This window comes from Roseomonas sp. CECT 9278 (genome assembly GCF_918698155.1).
Lineage (GTDB): Bacteria > Pseudomonadota > Alphaproteobacteria > Acetobacterales > Acetobacteraceae > Neoroseomonas.
Genome location: NZ_CAKKLX010000031.1, coordinates 35,674 through 56,016, shown reverse-complemented (window position 1 = coordinate 56,016; position 20,343 = coordinate 35,674). Strand labels below are relative to the sequence as shown.

The 20,343-nt window shown below is 71.8% G+C and carries 16 protein-coding genes; 9 read left to right on the top strand and 7 right to left on the bottom strand.

Annotated elements, in window-relative coordinates; all coding sequences use genetic code 11:
• Nucleotides 1–98: 98 nt before the first annotated feature.
• The 3 genes from LQ222_RS18295 to mepA form a co-directional block, all read right to left on the bottom strand.
• Nucleotides 99–1,424 (bottom strand): methyl-accepting chemotaxis protein, encoded by a 1,326-nt coding sequence (locus LQ222_RS18295; protein ID WP_230168280.1) that lies wholly within the window; start codon nt 1,422–1,424, stop codon nt 99–101.
• Nucleotides 1,342–2,169 (bottom strand): hypothetical protein, encoded by an 828-nt coding sequence (locus LQ222_RS18290; protein ID WP_230168279.1) that lies wholly within the window; start codon nt 2,167–2,169, stop codon nt 1,342–1,344. The genes LQ222_RS18295 and LQ222_RS18290 overlap by 83 nt, the downstream gene beginning before the upstream one ends.
• 83 nt (nt 2,170–2,252) lie before the next feature.
• Complete coding sequence (gene mepA, locus LQ222_RS18285) at nt 2,253–3,098, bottom strand: penicillin-insensitive murein endopeptidase (protein ID WP_230168278.1); 846 nt, start codon at nt 3,096–3,098, stop codon at nt 2,253–2,255.
• An 88-nt stretch (nt 3,099–3,186) separates the two neighbouring features.
• Between mepA and galE the strand changes: the two genes are divergently transcribed.
• The 3 genes from galE to LQ222_RS18270 all read left to right on the top strand — a co-directional run bounded on the left by galE (nt 3,187) and on the right by LQ222_RS18270 (nt 6,057).
• Nucleotides 3,187–4,182 (top strand): UDP-glucose 4-epimerase GalE, encoded by a 996-nt coding sequence (gene galE / locus LQ222_RS18280; protein ID WP_230168277.1) that lies wholly within the window; start codon nt 3,187–3,189, stop codon nt 4,180–4,182.
• Nucleotides 4,183–4,250: 68 nt separating this feature from the next.
• Complete coding sequence (locus LQ222_RS18275; RefSeq protein WP_230168276.1) at nt 4,251–4,922, top strand: hypothetical protein; 672 nt, start codon at nt 4,251–4,253, stop codon at nt 4,920–4,922.
• Between the two features lie 169 nt (nt 4,923–5,091).
• Nucleotides 5,092–6,057, top strand: coding sequence for a tripartite tricarboxylate transporter substrate binding protein (locus LQ222_RS18270; protein WP_230168275.1), 966 nt, complete (start codon nt 5,092–5,094; stop codon nt 6,055–6,057).
• A gap of 21 nt (nt 6,058–6,078) precedes the next feature.
• Here the strand turns inward: LQ222_RS18270 and LQ222_RS18265 are convergent, their stop codons facing one another.
• From LQ222_RS18265 to LQ222_RS18255, 3 genes are read right to left on the bottom strand one after another with little or no spacing between them, the layout of a single operon-like run.
• Nucleotides 6,079–6,378, bottom strand: coding sequence for a hypothetical protein (locus LQ222_RS18265; protein ID WP_230168274.1), 300 nt, complete (start codon nt 6,376–6,378; stop codon nt 6,079–6,081).
• A 17-nt stretch (nt 6,379–6,395) separates the two neighbouring features.
• Nucleotides 6,396–7,784, bottom strand: a complete 1,389-nt coding sequence (locus LQ222_RS18260) for an HlyD family type I secretion periplasmic adaptor subunit (protein WP_230168273.1) — start codon at nt 7,782–7,784, stop codon at nt 6,396–6,398.
• Nucleotides 7,781–9,538, bottom strand: a complete 1,758-nt coding sequence (locus tag LQ222_RS18255) for a type I secretion system permease/ATPase (protein WP_230168272.1) — start codon at nt 9,536–9,538, stop codon at nt 7,781–7,783. Before LQ222_RS18255 ends, LQ222_RS18260 begins: the two co-directional genes overlap by 4 nt.
• A 227-nt stretch (nt 9,539–9,765) precedes the next feature.
• Between LQ222_RS18255 and LQ222_RS18250 the strand changes: the two genes are divergently transcribed.
• The gene (locus LQ222_RS18250) at nt 9,766–10,962 is read left to right on the top strand and encodes a glycosyltransferase family 2 protein (protein ID WP_230168271.1); all 1,197 of its coding nucleotides are present in this window, start codon (nt 9,766–9,768) and stop codon (nt 10,960–10,962) included.
• 7 nt (nt 10,963–10,969) lie between these two features.
• On the opposite strand, the gene LQ222_RS18245 is transcribed toward LQ222_RS18250, so the two are convergent.
• Nucleotides 10,970–11,431 carry a GtrA family protein gene (locus LQ222_RS18245; RefSeq protein WP_230168270.1) on the bottom strand — a complete coding sequence of 154 codons (462 nt, stop codon included), beginning with the start codon at nt 11,429–11,431 and terminating at the stop codon, nt 10,970–10,972.
• A gap of 129 nt (nt 11,432–11,560) precedes the next feature.
• On the opposite strand from LQ222_RS18245, the gene LQ222_RS18240 reads away from it, so the two are divergent.
• The 5 genes from LQ222_RS18240 (at nt 11,561) to LQ222_RS18220 (ending at nt 20,321) form a co-directional block, all read left to right on the top strand.
• Nucleotides 11,561–13,165 carry an ABC transporter substrate-binding protein gene (locus LQ222_RS18240; RefSeq protein WP_230168269.1) on the top strand — a complete coding sequence of 535 codons (1,605 nt, stop codon included), beginning with the start codon at nt 11,561–11,563 and terminating at the stop codon, nt 13,163–13,165.
• 231 nt (nt 13,166–13,396) lie between these two features.
• Nucleotides 13,397–14,974 (top strand): ABC transporter substrate-binding protein, encoded by a 1,578-nt coding sequence (locus LQ222_RS18235; RefSeq protein ID WP_230168268.1) that lies wholly within the window; start codon nt 13,397–13,399, stop codon nt 14,972–14,974.
• A 246-nt stretch (nt 14,975–15,220) separates the two neighbouring features.
• Entirely contained in the window at nt 15,221–16,813 is a 1,593-nt protein-coding gene (locus LQ222_RS18230) for an ABC transporter substrate-binding protein (protein ID WP_230168267.1), read from the top strand.
• A gap of 14 nt (nt 16,814–16,827) precedes the next feature.
• Nucleotides 16,828–18,414 (top strand): ABC transporter substrate-binding protein, encoded by a 1,587-nt coding sequence (locus LQ222_RS18225; protein ID WP_230168266.1) that lies wholly within the window; start codon nt 16,828–16,830, stop codon nt 18,412–18,414.
• Between the two features lie 311 nt (nt 18,415–18,725).
• On the top strand, nt 18,726–20,321 hold the full coding sequence (locus tag LQ222_RS18220) for an ABC transporter substrate-binding protein (RefSeq protein ID WP_230168265.1): 1,596 nt from the start codon (nt 18,726–18,728) through the stop codon (nt 20,319–20,321).
• Nucleotides 20,322–20,343: the final 22 nt, after the last annotated feature.

Sequence of the window (20,343 nt, the reverse complement as noted above, 5' to 3'; positions counted from 1 at the left end):
GCGCCACGCCCCGCCGGCCGCGGCGCAGGGCTGGCGCGCGCCGCCCGCCACCCGGGCGCTGCGCCACGCCTGCCGCCGGCGGCGCGGGCCAGGCGGCGCTAAGCGGCACGGATGCGCTGCAGGAACTGCCCGATCTCCCCGCGCAGCCCGTCCGAATGGCGCGTCACGGCGCCGATCGCGCTCATCATCTCGGCCGTCACCGCGCCCATCTGGTCGGCCGCCACGGTCACTTCCGAGATCTCGGCGCGCATCGCGCTGGTGCCCACCGCGGTGCGCTGCACGCTTTCGGCGATCTCGCGCGTGGCATGGCCCTGCTGGTCCACCGCGCCGGAAATCTCGGCCGACACGGTGCTCATGGCGGCGATCCGCCGCCCGATCCCCTGGATGGCGCCGACCGCGCTGCCGGTGGCGGACTGGATCTCGGAGATGCGCCGCGCGATCTCCTCGGTCGCGCGGGTGGTCTGACCGGCCAGGCTCTTGACCTCGTTGGCCACCACGGCGAAGCCCTTGCCCGCCTCGCCGGCGCGGGCTGCCTCGATGGTGGCGTTCAGCGCGAGCAGGTTGGTCTGCGCCGCGACATCGGTGATCAGTTGCACCACCTCGCCGATCTGCTGGGCGGCACGTGCCAGGCCCTGCACGCTGGCATCGACCGCCGAGGCCTCCTGCTCGGCCTCGCGCGCCATCGACGTCGCGCTCTGGACGCGCCGCGTGATCTCATTGACCGAGGCGCTGAGCTGCTCGGTCGCGGCCGCCACGGTCTGCACCTCGGCGGCGGACTGGTCGGCGGTCGCGGCGACGGTGCCGGCGCGCCCGGCCGTCGCGGTGCTGGAGACGCTGACGGTCTGCGCCGCGCGCGTCATCGCCTCGGCGGCGTGGCCCAGTTCGCCGAGGGCCGCATTGACCATGCCGTCGAAGGCATGCACCTGCGTCTCGATGGTGGCGGCGCGGGCGGCGCGCGCCTTCGCCTCGGCCTCGCGCTCGGCGCGTTCGGCCTGCTGGCGCATCGCGGCGTCGCGGAACATGGTGAGCGCGCGCGCCAATTCGCCGACCTCGTCGCGCCGCGTCGCGTGCGGCACCTGGGTATCGAGGTCGCCGGCCGCGACCCGCGTGGTCGCCGCCGTGATCTCCTCCAGCGCGCGCAGCACGCGGCGGCGGAAGGCGATGGCGCCCACGGCCAGCAGCAGCAGCGCAACGGCCAGCGCGCCGCCGGCCAGCAGCAGGTCGCGCAGCGCCGCGTCGCGCCGCCGCTGGGCGTGCTCCAGCAACGCCCCGGCCGCCGCCTCGCGCAGCGCCGCGACGCCGCGGAAGGCATCGACCGCGCGGTTCCACGCTGCCGTGTCGTCACGATAGGGCCGCCCGGCGCGGCCATCGGCCACCACGCGGTCGACCACCTGCATCGGCGCGCCGATGGCGTCCGCCATCATGCGGCGATAGACCGGCTCCAGCGGCGAACGCGGCGGCTCGCGCCCCATGCGCCCGGCCAGCTCGGTGCTGAGCGCGGCGAAGCGGCCGAGCGCGACGTCGGCGCGGCGCAGATCCTCGGCGCTGGGCGCGCGCGGCGCGGATCGCCGGGCCGATCGGCACCAGGAAGCCCGAGACCGCCTCGCGCAGGTCGAGCGTCAGGCGCGCGATCGCGGCGGCATTGCCCAGGGCTTCGTCGGCGCCGGCAATGAGGCCCTCGAGCGCATTGACCATCGGCGTCAGCGTGCCCTGCAGCGCCAGGCTGCGGTTCGACAGCTCGGGCTGCGCGGCGCGGCGCGCCTCGGGGGCGAGGGCCTCGGCCGCGGTGGCGTCGCGCCGGATCGCGGCGATCTCCTGCGCCAGCCTTTCCAGACCCTCGCGGACCGGTGCGGGCAAGGCCGCGCCGGCCTGCGCGGCGTCGCGCAGCGCGGCCACCTCGCGGTCCAGCGCCGACCGGGTATCGGCCAGCAGCTGGCGGTTGGGCGCGACCTCGGCGGCGGGGCCGCTGAGGACGCGGGTCAGCCAGGCGCGTTCGTCCGAGACCAGCAGCGGCAGCGCGCTGACCGCGCCATAGGCGGTGGCAAGGTCGCGCGCCGAGGTGTCGCGCGACAGCCGGCGGGCGCCATCGGTCAGCGCGACCGCGCCGATCAGGATGGCGATGCCGGCGATGGCCGCGACGGCGGCGCCGATGATGGCGCGAATGCGCATGATGTCACTCCGGTGTGGTGCATGCCGCGGATCGCGGCACGCGCTCGCCCGGAGCGTGTAACGTCGCGCGTGTTAACGGCGGGTCAGCGCGCGCCCAGCACGCCCGCGCAGGCCGCCGGCATGCGCGGCGGCGGGCCGGGCGGGCGCGGGATCGGCCGGCGCGCGTCGGGCGTCAGCCACCAGTCCAGGCTGGCATCGCAGCCATCGCCGGCCGGTGGCGCGCCGATGTCGCGGCACTCCGGCTGCCCGGCCGGGCAGGGCAGGCGGATATGCATGTGCGAATCATGGCCGCGCCAGGGGCGCACGCGGCGCAGCCAGGCCTCGCCGCGATGCCGCCGGCACAATTCGCGCTTGATCGCGTGGTTCACCAGCAGCCGGTCGATCCCGCGCTGTTCCGCCGCCAGCCGGATCAGCGCCACGTGCCGGTCGGTGAAATGCCGCGGGTCCACGCCCGATTCATCGGCCAGCACCAGGGAGGCGACCTGGATGTTCTCCCGCTGCGCCGGCGTGCTGCGCGGCTTGGGGGTCAGGTCGAACCAGATATCCGCGTCGATGCCGGTCTGGTGGCTGGCGTGGCCGAAGGTCATGGGTCCGCCGCGCGGCTGCGACAGGTCGCCGATCCACAAATCGGCGAAGCCGCGCGCGCGCGCCGCCGCCGCGAAATCCTGCACCCAGGCGACCATCGCCGGATGCCCCCAGTGCCGGTTGCGCGACACCCGCACCGCCTGCCAGCCCGGCCCGTCGGCCGGCAGCTGCACCGCCCCCGCGATGCAGCCGAGCGAGGTGCCGCCAATGATCCGCGCCGGCCCCGGCGCCGGCGCCGCGACCGCGCCCCAGCTCTCGGCGCGCGAAATGTCCTGCGCGGCCGCCGGCCCGCCCGGCAGCATGGTCAGGAGGGTCGCCAGAAGCGCCAGCAGTGCCTTGTGCATGCCCGATTGTTAGAGCAGCGTCCGCCGCGATGAAACCATGCGCCGCGCCCCGGCGCCCTGGCCCGCCGACCTCACGGAGTCCGCCCGCGTGTCCCGATACCTCGTCACCGGCGGTGCCGGCTTCGTCGGCAGCCATGCGGTGCTGGCGCTACTCGACCGCGGGCATGATGTGGTGGTGCTCGACAACCTGACCCAGGGCCATCGCGCCGCGGTACCCGCCGGCGCCACGCTGGTCGAGGCCGACCTCGCCGACACCGCGCGCGTGGCGGAGGTCTTCGCGACCTGGCGCTTCGACGCCGTGCTGCATTTCGCCGCGCTGTCCATCGTGGGCGCATCGATGCGCGACCCGCTGCACTACATCGCCGAGAATGTCGGCCATTCGCTCCGCCTGGCCGAGGCCGCCATCAAGGCCGGCTGCCTGCGCTTCGTGCTGTCATCGACCGCCGCGCTGTTCGGCGACCCCGACCGCGTGCCGATCGACGAGGATTGCCGGATCGCGCCGTCGAACCCCTATGGCGACAGCAAGCGGATGGTCGAGGAAGGCCTGGAATGGGCCGCACGCATCCATGGGCTGCGCTATGCCGCGCTGCGCTATTTCAACGCCGCCGGATCGGACCCGCAGGGCCGCGCCGGCGAGGACCACGACCCCGAGACGCACCTGGTGCCGCTGGCGATCGACGCCGCCCTCGGCCGCCGGCCGCCGCTGACGGTGTTCGGCGAGGACTACGCCACGCCCGATGGCACCTGCATCCGCGACTACGTGCATGTGACGGATCTCGCGCAGGCGCATCTGGCGGCGCTGGCGCGGCTCGAGACGCATGGGTCGTGCCGCTACAATGTCGGCAGCGGGCAGGGCGCCTCGGTCCGCCAGGTGATCGACGCGGTCGGGCGCGTGGGTGGCCGCCCGGTGCCGCATGCCATGGGCCCGCGCCGCGCCGGCGACCCGCCGGTGCTGGTCGCGGCATCGGACCGGCTGCGCGCCGAGACCGGCTGGTCCCCGCGCTATGGCGAGCTGGAGGAGATCGTGCGCACCGCCTGGGCCTGGCGGGAGGCCCGCCCGAAGGGCTATGCCGACCGCGGCTGACACGCACGCTCGCGGGCGCTGCGAAGTCTGTGTAGATGGGCGGTGGCATCGACACGAAAGGGTGATCCATGGCGCGCCACCGCATCCTGTCGGTGATCGGGCACGAACTGCGGGAGATGCTGCCGCCGACCATCTTCTTCGCGCTCGGCTTCAACCTGATCGTGCTGACCACCCACCTGACGACCGGCAGCTACGGGCGGCAGCTGTTCACCTTCACCCTCGCGACCACCGGCGCGCTGCTGGTCGGCAAGTCCGTGCTGCTGGCCAATGCGATGCCGCTGATGCACCGCTTCGACAATGCGCCGCTGCTCTACCCCATCCTGTTCAAGACCTTCGTCTATTGGCTGGTGGTAATGGCGCTGCGCCTGGTCGAGGCGCTGGTCGAGGGGCTGGTCGCCGATGGCAGCGTGATCGCCGCCTTCAACGAGGCCGAGGCGCGGTTCTCCTGGGACCGTTTCATCGCGGTGCAGATCTGGGTGCTGGTGCTCTTCCTGGCCTATGTCACGGCCGACGAGCTGAACGCGCTGTTCGGCGCGGGGGAATTGCGGCGCGTCTTCCTCACCTGGGCGCCGGCGGGCTTGCGGCGCAGCCGCCAGCAGCGGATGCGGGCGCTGGCGCGCATCGCCCGGCTGGCGCGCGAGGGCGATCCCGCCCTGCTGGTCGACCAGCCGGGACCGCGGCGGGACGAACTGCGCCGGCTGCTCGACGAGCTCGGCACCCGGCCGGCGCCGGGGCACTGAGAGACCGTTCGAGAATGCCGGCACCGTCTGGCCGCCCCACCCGCCAGGTGGCGGCCGGGTTGGCAGGCGGGCCGGGCGCCGGCGGTCCCGCATGGTCTGTGACACCGCGCCGCGGAATCGGCCATACTCCCGCCAACCCTGCCACGCGCGGGGGCAGGGAGGTTCCGCCATGACCATCGCCGCCGGTCGCCGCGCCGTCATCGCCGCCGCGATCGCCATGCCGGCGGCCCCGCGCATCGCCCAGGCCGCCTGGCCCGACCGGTCCTTGCGCATCATCGTCGCCTTCCCGCCGGGCAGTTCGACCGATGTGGTGGCGCGCGCGCTCGCGCAGAAGCTGACCGAGGCGATCGGCCAGCCCGTGCTGGTCGAGAACCGCGGCGGCGCGGGCGGCAACCTCGGTACCCAGGCGGCCAAGGCCGCGACCGATGGCCATACGCTGCTGATGCATTCCACCGCCATCAGCGTGAACCCGACGCTGTATCGGAATGCCGGCTACACGCTGGACGACTTCACCGCGATCGCGGTGGTGGCCACCGCGCCGAACGGCATCTTCGTGCATCCCTCGGTGCCCGCGACGACGCTGCCGGAACTGCTGGCCTGGATGCGCGCCAATCCCGGTTCGGCCTATGCCCATTCCGGCACCGGCACCACGCCGCATCTGGGCGCCGAGCTGCTGTTCCGGACGCTCGCCGGCGTGCAGGCCACGCCCGTCGCCTTCGGCCCGGCGCAGGCGGCGACCGCGGTGGTGGGCAACCAGGCGCCGATCGGCAGCACATCCTTGCCGCCGGCCCTGCCGCTGATCCGCGAGGGCCGCGTGCGCGGCATCGCGGTGGCGGGCGCGCGGCGCGACCCGACGTTGCCGGATGTGCCCACCGTGGCGGAGCAGGGCTTCCCCGGCTTCGAGGCGAGCACCTGGTTCGGAATGTTCGCTCCCGCCCGCACACCGAATGAGGGCGTGCAGCGCCTGCTGGCGGAGGTGCCGCGCGCGATGGCCTCGCCCGACCTGGTGGCCCGGCTGGCGGCGCTGTCGCTGACCGACCCGGGCCTGACCGGCGAGGCCGCGGCAAGCTTCGCACGGCGGGAAGCGGCGCGCTGGGCGGAGGTGGTGCGCAGTTCGGGCGCGACCGCCGAATAGGCCGCGCCCCGCCGCGGTGCCTCAGTTCTGGAAGCGGAAGGCCCCGGCCGGGCCATCGGCCGGCGCCGCGGGCTCCGCCGCCGCCGGCTGCCCGGCCTGCTGCTGCGCGATCTGCGCGCGCACCCGTTCCTCGATCTGCTTCAGCAGGTTGCCCATGCCGTTCACCAGCGCGGGCAGCTGCGTGACGGGCACGCACAGCGTCGCGCAGGGCGATGCCTTGCCGTCATTGCCGGTCACCGCCAGCGTGATGCGCGCAACGCCGTGCGCCACCTGTGCCTCGACGACGCCGTCGCAGAAGACGGTGGGGCGGTTGTCGGCCATGTCGGTCAATCCCTGGTCTATTGCTCGCGGAAGGCGCGCGTGAAGCTGTCGCGCACCGGCTGGGTGATGTAGCGCAGGAAGCTGCGTTCGCCGATGATGATCATCGCCTCGACCGGCATGCCCGGCACCAGGTTCACGCCATCGAGGCGCGCCAGCTGGTCCTGGTCGATCAGCACATGCGCGCGGTAATAGGTCATGCGCGTGCGCTCATCCACCGTGACGTCCTGCGCGACGAAGGTGACATGCCCGTGCAGGTAGGGCACCAGGCGCTGCTTGAAGCCGGGCAGGCGGACCTCGGCCTGCAGGCCGACATGCACGATGTCGATGTCGTTGGGCTGGATGTTCACCTCGGCCACCAGGCGGTCCTGCGCCGGCAGCAGGTCCATCACCGGGTCGCCCGGGCGCACCACCGCACCCACGTTGAACAGCCGCAGGTTCAGGATGGTGCCGTCCTCCGGGGCGACGATGTCGCGGCGCACCGCGATATCCTGCGCGGCGCGCAGGCGTTCCTCGACCTCGGCGAGGCGGGTCCGCAGCTCGCGCTGCTCGGCCGCGACCTCCTGGCGGCGCTGGCCGATGATGGCGCCGATCGTGTTGCGCGCCTCGGCCACCACCTGGGTCGCGCGGTCCAGCTGGCCCTGCAGGTCGTCCCCCTGGCCTTCCAGCGCCGCGGCGGTGCGCTGCAGCGCCAGCAGCGTGGGCAGGCGCTGCAGGCCCTGCTGCACCAGCGATCGGGTCATCTCCTCCTCGCGGCGGATCAGTTCGAGCTGCTGGCGCTGGGCGCGCAGCTGCCCGGTGGCGCCGGCGGTGATCGCATCCTGCTGGCCGATCCGCGCCTCCTGCACCGAGACCTGCGCCATCAGGCTGGCGCGACGCGCCTCGAACACCGCGCGCTGGCCCATGATGGCGTCCTGCGCGCGGGGCTCCGCGGCGTCCAGCAGGGCAGGCGGGAAGGTGATGGTGTCGGCGCCGGCGAGCTCGGCGGTCAGGCGCGCATCCTGCGCCATGAACGACCAGCGTTGCGAGCGCAGCGTCTCGAAGTCGGCGCCGGCGCGGATGTCGTCCAGGCGCACCAGCACCTGGCCGGCATGCACGCGTTCGCCGTCGCGCACCAGGATCTCGCGCACGATGCCGCCCTCCAGGTGCTGGATGGTGCGGCGCGTGCCCTCGACCTTGATCATGCCCGGCGCGATGGCGGCTTCCGACAGCGGGGCAAGGGCGGACCAGGCGGCGAAGGCGCCGAAGAACATGCCGATCGCGGCGAAGCCGAACAGCACCGTGCCGCGCGTGCGCGGGCGCGCCGCCGGGACAGGGACCTCGGGCAGGGTCAGGGTGACCGGCGGCAGGCGGCGCGGCACCACCTCCTGCGGGGCGGCCGGCTGCGGGACGGGGACGGGATCGCTCATGCCTGGGCCTCGCGGCCCTCGATGCGCGGCGCGGGGGCGGCGATCGGCGTGGCCGGCTTCATGATCTTCTTGAGCACCTCGGCCCGCGGGCCGAACATCTCGACCGCGCCGTCGCGCATCAGCAGCACTTTCTCGACCCCCTGCACCAGCACCGGGCGGTGGGAGACCAGCACCACCGTGGTGCCCTGGCGCTTGAGGTCGTGCAGCGCCCGCAGCAGGGCGGATTCCGCATCGCCATCCAGGTTGGAATTGGGTTCGTCCAGCACCAGCAGCTTGGGGTTGCCGAACATGGCGCGGGCCAGGCCGATCTGCTGGCGCTGGCCGCCGGACAGATGCGCGCCGCCCTCGCCGATCTCGGTCTCGTAGCCCTTGGGCAGGCGCAGGATCATCTCGTGGCAGCCGGCCAGCTTCGCGGCGTCGAACACGGCCTCGGCCGGGGCCTGCGCCATGCGGGAGATGTTCTCGAGCACGGTGCCGTCGAACAATTCGACATCCTGCGGCAGGTAGCCGACATGGCGGCCGAAATCCTCGCGCTGCCAGGTATGCACGTCACCGCCATCGAGCCGCACGGCGCCGGATGCCGGCGCCAGCGTGCCGGTCAGCAGCCGGATCAGCGTGGTCTTGCCGGCCGCCGACGGGCCGATGATCGCGAGGCTCTCGCCGGCTTCGAGCGCGAAGGCCACGCCCTTCACCACCGCCACGTTGGTGCCCGGGAAGCCGTAGGTGACGCGTTCGACCGTCAGGCGCCCGGTGGGTTCGGGCAGGGCGATGCCCGGCGGGCGCATGCGCGGCAGCACCAGGAAGGCCTGCAGCCGCTTCCACGACTGCCGCGACTGCACCAGCTGCTTCCAGCCGCCGATCATCTGTTCGACCGGTGCCAGCGCGCGCCCCATGATGATGGACGCCGCGATCGAGGCCCCCGCGGTCAGCTGCTGTTCCAGCACCAGGTAGGCGCCGATGCCCAGGATGGCGGCCTGGATCGCCAGCCGGAAGAACTTGGTGATGGCGAGCAGCGGCGCGGCGCGGTCCATCGCCTGGTTCATCGGGCCCGACATCTCGGCCACGCCCTTCTGCCAGCGGGCCATCACCGCCGGCAACATGCCCATGCTGTCGATCACCTCGGCATTGCGGACGATCGATTCCGCGCGCCGCTGGCTGCCCATGGCGGCGGTATTGGCCTCCCGCAGCAACTTCGAGGTGGCCAGTTCGTTGAAGATGGTCAGCCCCAGCAGCAGCGCCGCGCCGATCAGCGACACCCAGCCGAGCATCGGATGCAACAAAAAGATCACGAACAGGTAGGCCGGCACCCACGGCACGTCGTACAGCGCCAGCGCGCCGGGCGAACCGAGGAAGCCGCGCACCACGCCCAGGTCGCGCAGCGCCTCCATGCGGTAGGCGCGGCCGCGCAGCTGGCTCTCCACGGCGCGGGCGAAGCCCTCGGGCGCGACCTTCTCCTCCATCCAGGAGCCGATGCGCTGCATGATGCGCGACCGCGCCCCTTCCAGCAGCGCCATCAGCGCCAGCGCGACCATGGCGATCAAGGTCAGGTACAGCAGCGTGTTCAGGTTGCGCGTCGACAGCACGCGGTCGAACACCTGCATCATGTACAGCGAGACGGTCAGTTGCAGCACGTTGACCACGCCGGAGAACACGCCGACGGCAAGGAACTGGGCGCGGCACGCGGCGACGGCGCGCGCCAGCGGCGTCGATGCCGCCGGGGTCTCGCCCAGCAGGACCCGTGGGTCAGTGGCCATGCCGGTCCGCCGTTGACTGCCTCATGCCGCCTTCACCTGCCGTTCGGGCGGCCGGGCCCGGTCCCGGTCACGCGCCTGTGCGCCCAGCCTGCCCTTCTCCCGCCCCGTTTCGGGGCGAGACACCATGGCGGACTGATCTTCGACACCATATCACACCCAGTATCAATATGACCTTATTGAGGTCGCGCGGCCCCAGGTCGCGCGCGACGGGAGCGCCGGACAGGCCGATGGACAGCGCCGAACCGATCCGGGCGGGAGCCGCCGAGGGCGCCGCGCCGCTCGAACTCACCATCCTGATGCCCTGCCTGAACGAGGCCGAGACGCTCGGCACCTGCGTGCGCAAGGCGATGGGCTACCTGGTCCGGAGCGGCATCGTGGGCGAGGTCCTGGTGGCCGACAATGGCAGCACCGACGGTAGCCAGGAGATCGCCCGGTCCCTGGGCGCGCGCGTCGTCCCGGTGGCCGAGCGCGGCTACGGCGCCGCCCTGATCGCCGGCATCGCCGCCGCGCGCGGCCGCTTCGTCATCATGGGCGACAGCGATGATTCCTACGACTTCACCGCGCTCGACCCCTTCGTGGCCAGGCTGCGGGAAGGCTACGAGCTGGTCATGGGCAACCGCTTCCGCGGCGGCATCAAGCCGGGTGCCATGCCGCCGCTGCATCGCTACCTGGGCAATCCGGTGCTCTCGACCATCGGGCGGCTGTTCTTCCACAGCCCGGTGAAGGACTTCCATTGCGGCCTGCGCGGCTTCGACCGCGACGCGATGCTGGCGCTCGACCTGCGCGCCCCGGGGATGGAATTCGCCTCCGAGATGGTGGTGAAGGCCACGGTCAACGGGCTGCGGATCACCGAGGTGCCGACCACCCTGTCGCCCGATGGGCGGTCGCGCCCGCCACACCTGCGGTCCTGGCGCGATGGCTGGCGGCATCTGCGATTCCTGCTGGTGTTCTGCCCGCGCTGGCTGTTCCTGTATCCCGGCGCGGCGCTGTTCCTCGCGGGGCTGGCGGCGATGGCCGTGCTGCTGCCCGGCCCGGCGCGCCTGGCCGGCGTGACCTTCGATGTCCACACGCTGCTCTATGCCGCCGGGGCCACCGTGATGGGCTTCCAGGCCGTGCAGTTCTGGGTCTTCTCCCGGATCTACGGCGCCCAGCAGGGGGTGGTGCCGGAGGCCAAGGGCCTGACCGCGGCGCTCTCGCGCTTCGGCCTGGAACCCGCCCTGGTGGTTGCCGGGCTTCTGGTGCTGGGCGGCCTGGGGCTTGGCGTCACGACGGTGGCGATCTGGGGCGGGGAGCGCTTCGGCGAACTGCACGGCACGGCGGCGATGCGGCTGTCGATCGCCTCGGTCACCGCCATGCTGCTCGGGCTGCAGCTGGCCTTCGGGGCCTTCTTCGTGGCGCTGCTGGGGATGATGCGGGCGCGGTGATGGAGCGTCAGCGGTCCGGCGCTGGGCGGAACACCAGCTGCCGCGACAGCACGAAATTGCTGAACATCCCGGCGATCGACCCGGCCGCCACCCCCAGCACCGGGTGCGCCGCGACCATCGGCACGAAGGCCACCAGGATGGCGTAGGTGCCGTAGTTCAGGACGAAGCCGCCAAGGTTCACCACCACGAACAGCGCCCATTGCCGGTGCACCGCCTGGCCGCCGGCGCGGTCGCGGAAGGTCCATACCCGGTTGAGCAGCCAGGTCGTGGTCGCCGCCGTGACATAGGACAGCGCCCGCCCGCCATAGAGCCCCGCGCCCAGCGCCAGCGCGCCGTACAGCACCGCGGTATCGACCACGAAGCCGGCCGTGCCGACCACGCCGAAGCGCAGGAATTCCTGCGCCAGGCGCGCGCGCGAGGGGCCCAGCAGGCGCGTCAGCAGCGGGCCGATCAGCGGGATGTCGCTCATGCCCGCCCTTTACGGCGCCCGCGCCGGCTTGCCCACCCGTGCGCGGCGGGCCATCGGGCCGCGCTGGATCGCCCGCCCGCCGCCGGCTAAGGTCGCCCCGGCTTCACCCTTCCGAGAGAGACACCCCGCATGTTCCGACGCGACCTGCTGGCCGGCGCCGCGGCCGGCGCCACCGCCGCCACGCTCCCGCGCTTCGCCATCGCCCAGCCGGCCGCGGCCCGCACGCTGCGCTACGTGCCGCACGCCAATATCCCGAACATCGACCCGTTCACCAACACCGCCTTCATCGCGCGCGACCACGCCTTCCTGGTCTACGACCAGCTCTATGGCATGAACGACAAGTTCGAACCCGTGCCGCAGATGGTCCAGGGCCATGTGACCGAGAATAACGGCCTGCTCTGGCGCTTCACCCTGCGCGAGGGGCTGAAGTTCCACGACGGCACGCCGGTGCGCGGGCGCGACTGCGTCGCCTCCATCAGGCGCTGGGGCCGCCGCGACGCCTTCGGCCAGGAACTGATGGCCCGCGTCGCCGACATGACCGAGGACAGCGACCGCGTCTTCTCGATCCGCCTGAACCGCGCCTTCCCCAAGATGATCGAGGCCTTCAGCAAGGTCACGACATCCTGCCTGTTCATCATGCCCGAGCGCCTGGCGAACGTGGACCCCTTCACCAACATCACCGAGGCCGTGGGCTCCGGCCCCTTCCGCTTCGTGCAGAATGAATGGGTGCCCGGTTCGTCGCTGGCCTATGTCCGCAATGCCGACTACGTGCCGGTGCCCAATGGCACGCCGTCGATGACCGCGGGCCCCAAGGTCGCGCATTTCGACCGCGTGGAATGGAAGATCATCCCCGATGCCTCGACCGCCGCCGCGGCGCTGCAATCGGGCGAGATCGACTGGTGGGAGCAGCCCACCGCCGACCTGCTGCCGCTGGTGGCGCGTAACCGCGCCATCGGCGTGGATGTCATCAACGCCACCGGGCTGATCGGCATCTTCCGCCCCAACCACCTGACCGCGCCGTTCAACAACCCCGCCGTGCGCCGCACCGTCATCACCGCGATCAACCAGATCGACTTCATGACCGCGGTGATCGGCGACGCCACCGCGCCGGGCTATGCCAACCTCAAGCGCGAGGGGATCGGGTATTTCGCGCCCGAATCGCCCTCCGCCTCGACGGTCGGACTCGACCGGCTGAAGAAGTCGATCGACGCCGCGCGCGCCGAATTGCAGGCCGCCGGCGCGATGGGTGCCAAGCTGGTGCTGCTGAACGCGACCGACCTCGCCTCGATCAACGCGGCGTCCCTGGTGGGGGCGGACCTGTTCCGCCGCATGGGCTTCAACGTCGACCTGGTCAGCACCGACTGGGGCACGCTGGTGGCGCGCCGCGCCAGCAAGAACCCACTCGAACAGGGCGGCTGGTCCGGCTTCTTCACCTTCTGGAGTGGCGTCGACCACTGGAACCCCGCCAGCCACGCCTCGATCCGCGGCCATGGCGACAATGCCTGGGCCGGCTGGCCGACCATCCCGGCGCTGGAGACCCAGCGCAATGCCTGGTTCGACGCCCCGGACGACGCCGCCGCCAAGGCCGCGACGACCGAGATGCAGCGCATCGCCTTCGACGAAGTGCCCTACGTGCCCACCGGCATGTACTACCAGCCCACCGCCTTCCGGCGGAACCTCACGGGCATGTTGAAGGGCCAGCCGCCGCTGTTCTGGAACGTGCGGCGCGGGTGAACCCATCCTCCGCCCGCGGCGCCCGATGGGTTCGTGTTTTGGCACGCCCTCGAACGCCGGGCGGGCCGCATCCGCGGCCCTGGGCTTCGCCGGACTCCCGGCGGCGCCCATTCGGGCGCTCGGCATGAGGCGCGGCCTCATGCCGCAACCCTGATGGCCGTGACGCCCGCCGCCTCTTGCGCGGCGCCGGCCGATCTGATGGAGACTGCGGCCGCGATGCGGAACCCCACGATGCAGCGACGCCACCTCCTCGCCGCCGCGGCCCTCACGCTGGCGCGCCCCGCGCTGGGGCAGGGCACCACCGGCGCGGCGCGCGTGCTGAAATTCGTCCCGCAATCCGACCTGGCGGTGCTCGACCCCATCGTCACCACCGCCAATGTCGCGCGCTACCACGGCTATGCGGTGTGGGACACGCTGTACGGATTCAACCAGGACTACCAGCCCGATCCCCAGATGGCCGAGGGCCACCAGGTCGCGCAGGACGGCCGGCACGTCACCATCCGCCTGCGCGAAGGCCTGAAGTTCCACGACGGCACGCCGGTGCGCGGCGCGGATTGCGTGGCATCGATCCGCCGCTGGGCGGCGCGCGACCCGCTCGGCCAAGTGCTGATGGCGCGCACCGAGGACCTCTCGGCCCCCGACGACGGCACCATCCTGTTCCGCCTGTCGCGGCCCTTCCCGCAATTGTTCGCGGCGCTGGCCAAGCCCTCCGCGCCGGTCTGCTTCATCATGCCCGAGCGCCTGGCCGCCACCGACCCGGCGCGCCCCGTCGCCGAGATCATCGGCTCCGGCCCCTTCCGCTTCCGCGAACGCATCCCCGGCACCCGCGTGGTCTATGACCGCTTCGCCGACTACGTGCCGCGCGCCGAGGGCATCCCGAGCTGGACCGCGGGCCCCAAGCGCGTGCATTTCGACCGCGTCGAATGGCACGTGATGCCGGACGCCGCCAGCGCGGCGACGGCGCTGGGCAATGGCGACGTCGATTGGTGGGAGAACCCGTTGGCCGAGACGCAGGCCACGCTGCGGCGCAACCGCGGCGTGGTGCTGGAGGTGCCCGACCCGGTCGGCTTCATCGGCATGGCGCGCTTCAACGCGCTGCACCCGCCCTTCGACAAGCCCGCGATCCGCCGCGCCCTGCTGGGCGCGATCGACCAGGATGCCTTCATGGCCGCGGTGGTCGGCGCGGATCGCAGCCTGTGGCGCGACGACATCGGCATCTTCCCGCCCGGCACGCCGCTGGCGAATGATGCGGGGCTGGCGGCGCTGACCTCGGCGCGCGACCCCGATCGCGTGAAGCGCGAACTCTCGGAAGCCGGCTATGGCGGGGAGAAGGTGGTGCTGCTCGCCGCCACCGATTTCCCCACGCTCGCGGCGCTGGCGCGGGTCGGTGCCGAGACACTGCAGCGCGTCGGCCTGGAGGTCGAGCTGGTGTCCGCCGAATGGTCCGCGCTGGTGCAGCGCCGCGCCCGGCGCGAGCCGCCCGAGCGCGGCGGCTGGTCGATGTTCTTCACCTTCTGGACCGGGCTCGACATGATGAACCCCGGGGTGAACCAGGCGCTGCGCGGCACCGGGGACCGCGCCTGGTTCGGCTGGCCGACCATGGCGAAGATGGAGGAGCTGCGAAGCCAGTGGTTCGATGCGCCGAACCTCGAGGCCGAGCAGCGCATCGCGCGCGAGCTGCAGGCCGAGGCGCTGCGCGAGGCGCCCTACCTGCCGCTGGGCCAGTACTTCCAGGCGACCGCCTATCGGCGCGGGCTGTCGGGCATGCTGAAGGGCCTGCCGGTGTTCTGGAACATCCAGCGGGGCTGAAGCCCCGCTGGGCTTTTTGTGCGCCCTCAGGCGGCGGGCCCCGGCCATCCGGCCGGCTTGCCTGGGCGCCATGGACTGACGCACCCGGCGCGGCTGGCGGGTCGGGCGCGGTCGCGCCTTGCGCTCCCGGATCGTGCAGCAGCACGATCCGCAAGGGAGGGCCTTGTGGGGCGGCGTGGGGCATGCGGCTTGCCGTTCGCGGCTTCGGCTGTTCAGATGGCGGCTTCTGAAGGCTGGGAGACCACCATGAATCGTCGTGACCTGCTGCGGGGCACCGCGGCTGCGGGAGCCGTGGGCGCATTGCCGCGCATCGCCACCGCCCAGGCGCCCGCCACCCGCGTGCTCAAGATGGTGCCGCAGGCGAACCTCACCAGCCTCGACCCGATCTGGACCACCGCGAACATCACCCGCAACCACGGGCACATGATCTACGACAGCCTGTACGGGCTGGACGCCAACTTCGCCCCGCAGCCGCAGATGGCCGAGGGTCATGTGCTCGACGATGGCGGCAGGACCGTCACCATCACCCTGCGCCCGGGGCTGAAGTTCCACGACGGCGAACCCGTGCGCGCGCAGGACGTGGTGCCTTCCATCACGCGCTGGATGAAGCGCAATCCGTTCGGCCAGAAGCTCGAGACCGTGGTCGATGCGCTGGAGGTGGTCGATGACCGCCGCCTGCGCTTCAAGCTGAAGCGGCCCTTCCCGCTGCTGTTCAAGGCGCTGGGCCAGGTCTCCAACAGCCCGGCCTTCATCATGCCCGAGCGCCTGGCGCGCACCGACCCCTTCCAGCAGGTGCGCGAGGCGATCGGCTCCGGCCCCTTCCGCTTCAAGGCCGACGAATACAATTCCGGCTCGCTGGTGGTGTACGAACGCTTCGCCGACTACGTGCCGGTCGCCTCCGGCACGCCGAGCCTGACCGCCGGCCCCAAGGTCGCGCATTTCGACCGCGTCGAATGGAACATCATCGTCGATGCCGCGACCGCCGCCGCCGCGCTCCAGACCGGCGAGATCGACTGGTACGAGCAGCCGCCGCCGGAGATCCAGCAGCTGCTGCGCCGCAACCGCGCCATCGCTATCGAGGCGATCGACCCGCTGCCACTCACCGGCATCCTGCGCTTCAACCACCTGCACGCACCCTTCAACGACAAGCGTCTGCGCCAGGCCATCCTGCCCGCCATCGCGCAGGAGGATTTCATGCAGGCGGTGGTCGGCACCGACCCGGCCATCTACCGCACCGGTGTCGGCATGTTCACGCCGGGCACGCCGCTGGCGAACGATGCCGGCCTCGGCCCGCTGACCGGCCCGCGCAGCGTCGACCGCGCGAAGGCGCTGATGCGCGAGGCCGGCTACACCAACCAGCCGATGCGCCTGATCGGCCCGACCGACATCCTGGCCCCCTCGGCGATGACGCAGGTGGGTGCCGACCTGGTGCGCCGCCTGGGCTTCAACGCCGACATCGTGCTGACCGACTGGGGCACCACGGTGCAGCGGCGCACCTCGCGCGAGCCGGTGGAGCGCGGCGGCTGGTCGATGCTGTTCACCGCCTTCTCCTCGGTGGATTTCGCCGACCCGGCGGCGCATTTCCCGCTGCGCGGCAATGGCCCGCAGGCGTGGTTCGGCTGGCCCTCGGCGCCGCGCATCGAGGAACTGCGCGACGCCTGGTTCGACGCCCCCGACCTCGCCACCGAACAACGCCTGGCGCGCGAGATGCAGACCGTCGCGATGGACGAATTGCCCTACGTGCCGGTCGGCGCCTACCTGTCCATGACGGCCATCAAGCGCAACCTGACCGGGCGCGTGCCTGGCCTCGCGCTGTTCTGGAACCTGCGGCGGACGTGAGCGGGAGAAGCAGCATGGAACGCAGGACCTTCCTGGGCGCCGGCGCGGGCATCGCCGCCGCCGGCGTGAACGCCCCCGCGCTGTCGCAGGGCGCCGCGGCGCGCACGCTGCGCGTCATCCCGCAGGCCAACCTCACCAGCCTGGATCCGGTCTGGACCACCGCGGTGGTCACCCGCAACAACGCCTTCATGATCTACGACCAGATCTGCGCCACGGATGCCAAGGGCGAAGTGAAGCCCCAGATGGCGCAGGGCTGGGACGTCAGCCAGGACCAGCTCACCTGGACCTTCACGCTGCGCCCCGGCCTGATGTTCCACGACGGCGAACGCGTGCTGGCCAAGGACTGCGTCGCCTCCATCGAGCGCTGGCGCCGGCGCGACCCCTTCATGCAGGTGCTGTCGGCCAATGTCGCGGCGATCGAGGCGATCGACGACACCCGCTTCCGCTTCCGCCTGCATCGCCCCACGCCGCTGCTGATCATGGCGCTGGGCCAAACCCAGTTCCCCTGCTTCGTGATGCCCGAGCGCATCGCGCGCACCGATGCCTTCACGCAGATCCGCGACACCATCGGCTCCGGCCCCTTCCGCTTCCTGGCCGATGAATGGAACCCCGGCCAGCGCGCCGCCTGGGCGAAGAACGACCGCTACGTGCCGCGCGACGAAGCGGTGGACGGCCTGGCCGGCGGGCGCGTGCCGCGCATCGACAAGGTCGAATGGACCATCATCACCGACCCCGCCACCAGCGCGAACGCCATCGCGCAGGGCGAGCAGGACTACTGGGAATACCCGCTGCACGATCTGCTGCCGATGCTCCGGCGCAACCGCAACGTGGTGGTGGAACAGCGCCTGCAGGACGGCACCTACGGCATCGCGCGGTTCAACACGCTGCAGCCGCCCTTCAACAATCCCGCCATCCGCCGTGCCGTCGCCATGGCGGTGGACCAGCGCGACTATCTGCGCTCGGTCGCCGGTGACGATCCGGCCGGCTGGAGCGTGTGCGAAGGCGTGTTCACCTGCGACACGCCGCTCGCCAACGATGTCGGTTCGGATGCGCTGAAGGTCCGCAACATCGAACGCGCGAAGGCCGCACTCGCGGCCGCCGGCTACAATGGCGAGAAGGTGGTGCTGATCGCGCCGGGCGACTACCCGCAGATCAACGCGCTGTCGCTGGTCACCGCCGATATCCTGCGGCGGCTGGGGATGAACCTCGAACTCATCTCGGCCGACTGGGGCACGCTGGTGCAGCGGCGCACCTCGCGCGAACCGGTCGAGCGCGGCGGCTGGTCGATCATCCACACGACCTCCTCCGGGCAGTCGCTTGCGCTGCCCGTTTTCCACCTGTTCCTGCGCGCCAATGCGGCACAGGCCTGGTTCGGCTGGCCCGACGTGCCGGAGGTCGAGCGCCTGCGCGCCGAATGGGTCGAGAAGGGCGGCGATGCCGGTGAAAGCCGCCGCATCGCCGAGGCGCTGAACCGCGAGGCGATGCAGTCGATGTACTACATCCCGCTCGGCTACTACTGGCAGCCCTCGGCCTGGCGGCGCAACGTGACCGGCGCCTTCCGCGCGCCGGCGACGGTGTTCTGGAACATCGGCAAGACCTGAGAGACCGTTTGAGAATGCCGGCACCGGCCCTCTGCCCCACCCGGCCACCCAACGACAGTATCCTGGATGGGTGGCCGGGTGGGCGAGAGGGCCGGTGCCGGGCTGCAGAATGCGCCGCTCGGCGCATTCTCAAACCGTCGCTGAGCGAGGCGTGGCACGGCGCGTGCTGCGCTGTGCCGGGCGCCCGGGCGCGGGCACGGCCCGCTGGCGCAACCGCCGGCGGGGGTGCTGGCGACACGCCCATGTTTGATGCAATGTGATCGCCAACCGGGCAGGCAAGGCTCCGCCCAGGGACAACAGGGAGACGGTGAATGGACCGCAGGACGTTCCTCAAGGCTGGCGCCGGCGTGGCCGCGACCAGCGGCGTCTCGGCGCCCGCGCTGTCGCAGGGGGCCGCCGCGCGCACGCTGCGCTTCGTGCCGCAGGCGAACCTCGCGAATTTCGACCCGATCTGGGGCACGCAGTATGTCGTGCGCAACGCCGCCTGCATGGTGTGGGACACGCTGTATGGCTTCGACGCCAACCTGGTGCCGCAGCGCCAGATGGTCGACAGCGAGGAAGTCTCCGCCGACGGCAAGACCTGGACCTTCAAGCTGCGCGCCGGCCTGCGCTTCCATGACGGCGAGCCGGTCCGCGCGCGCGACGTCGCCGCCAGCCTGAACCGCTGGGCGGTGCGCGATGGCATGGGCCAGATGATCCGCGCGATCCAGGAGGAACCGGTGAGCGCGGTGGACGACACCACCTTCCGCTGGCGCCTGAAGTCGCCCTACCCGAAGATGCTGGTCGCCCTCGGCAAGAACAACACGCCGATGGCCTTCATCATGCCCGAACGCATCGCGCGCACCGATCCGTTCCAGCAGGTGAGCGAGTTCATCGGCTCCGGCCCGATGCGCCTGGTGCGCAACGAATGGGTGCCCGGCGCCAAGGCGGTGTTCGAGAAGTTCGACGGCTACGTGCCGCGCCAGGAGCCGTCATCCTGGCTGGCCGGCGGCAAGCGCATCATGGTCGACCGCATCGAGTGGATCATCATGCCCGATCCGGCCACCGCCTCGGCCGCGCTGCAGAACAACGAGATCGACTGGTGGGAGACGCCTCTCACCGACCTCATTCCGCAGCTGCGCCGCAACCGCAACATCATGGTCGACATCGCCGACCCGCTCGGCAATATCGGCTCCTTCCGCATGAACCACCTGCATGCGCCGTTCAACGACGTGCGCGCGCGTCGTGCGGTCGCCATGGCGCTCAGCCAGACCGACTACATGCAGGCGGTGGTGGGCGACGACCGCAGCCTGTGGCAGACGCTGCCGTCCTTCTTCACGCCGGGCACGCCGCTGTACACGGAAGCCGGCGGCGACATCCTGAAGGGTCCGCGCAACCTCGATGCCGCGAAGCGCCTGCTGGCGGAATCGGGCTACAACGGCCAGCCCATCACGGTGCTGGTCGGCCAGGACCAGGCGCCGCTGAAGGCGATGGGCGAGGTGACCAACGCGCTGCTGGTTTCGCTGGGCATGCGGGTCGATTTCGTCGCGACCGATTGGGGCACGGTCGGCCAGCGCCGCGCGGTCAAGACGCCGCCGGGGCAGGGCGGCTGGCACATCTTCCACACCTGGCATGCCGGGGCGGATTGCGTGAACCCGTCCTCCTACCTCGCGCTGCGCACGCATGGCGATGGCGCGTGGTTCGGCTGGCCGTCCGACCGGGCGGTGGAAGCCGCGCGCGACAAGTGGTTCGACGCGCCGAACCTCGATGCCGAGAAGGCCGCGGTGGCCGAGATGAACACCGCCGCGATGAACCACGTCACCTACGTGCCCACCGGCTTCTACAAGACCTACCAGGCCTGGCGGCGCAACGTCACCGGCGTGGTCGGCGCGCCGATCCCGTTCTTCTGGGGCGTCTCGAAGTCCTGACCAACCGACAGGTAATCCGCGA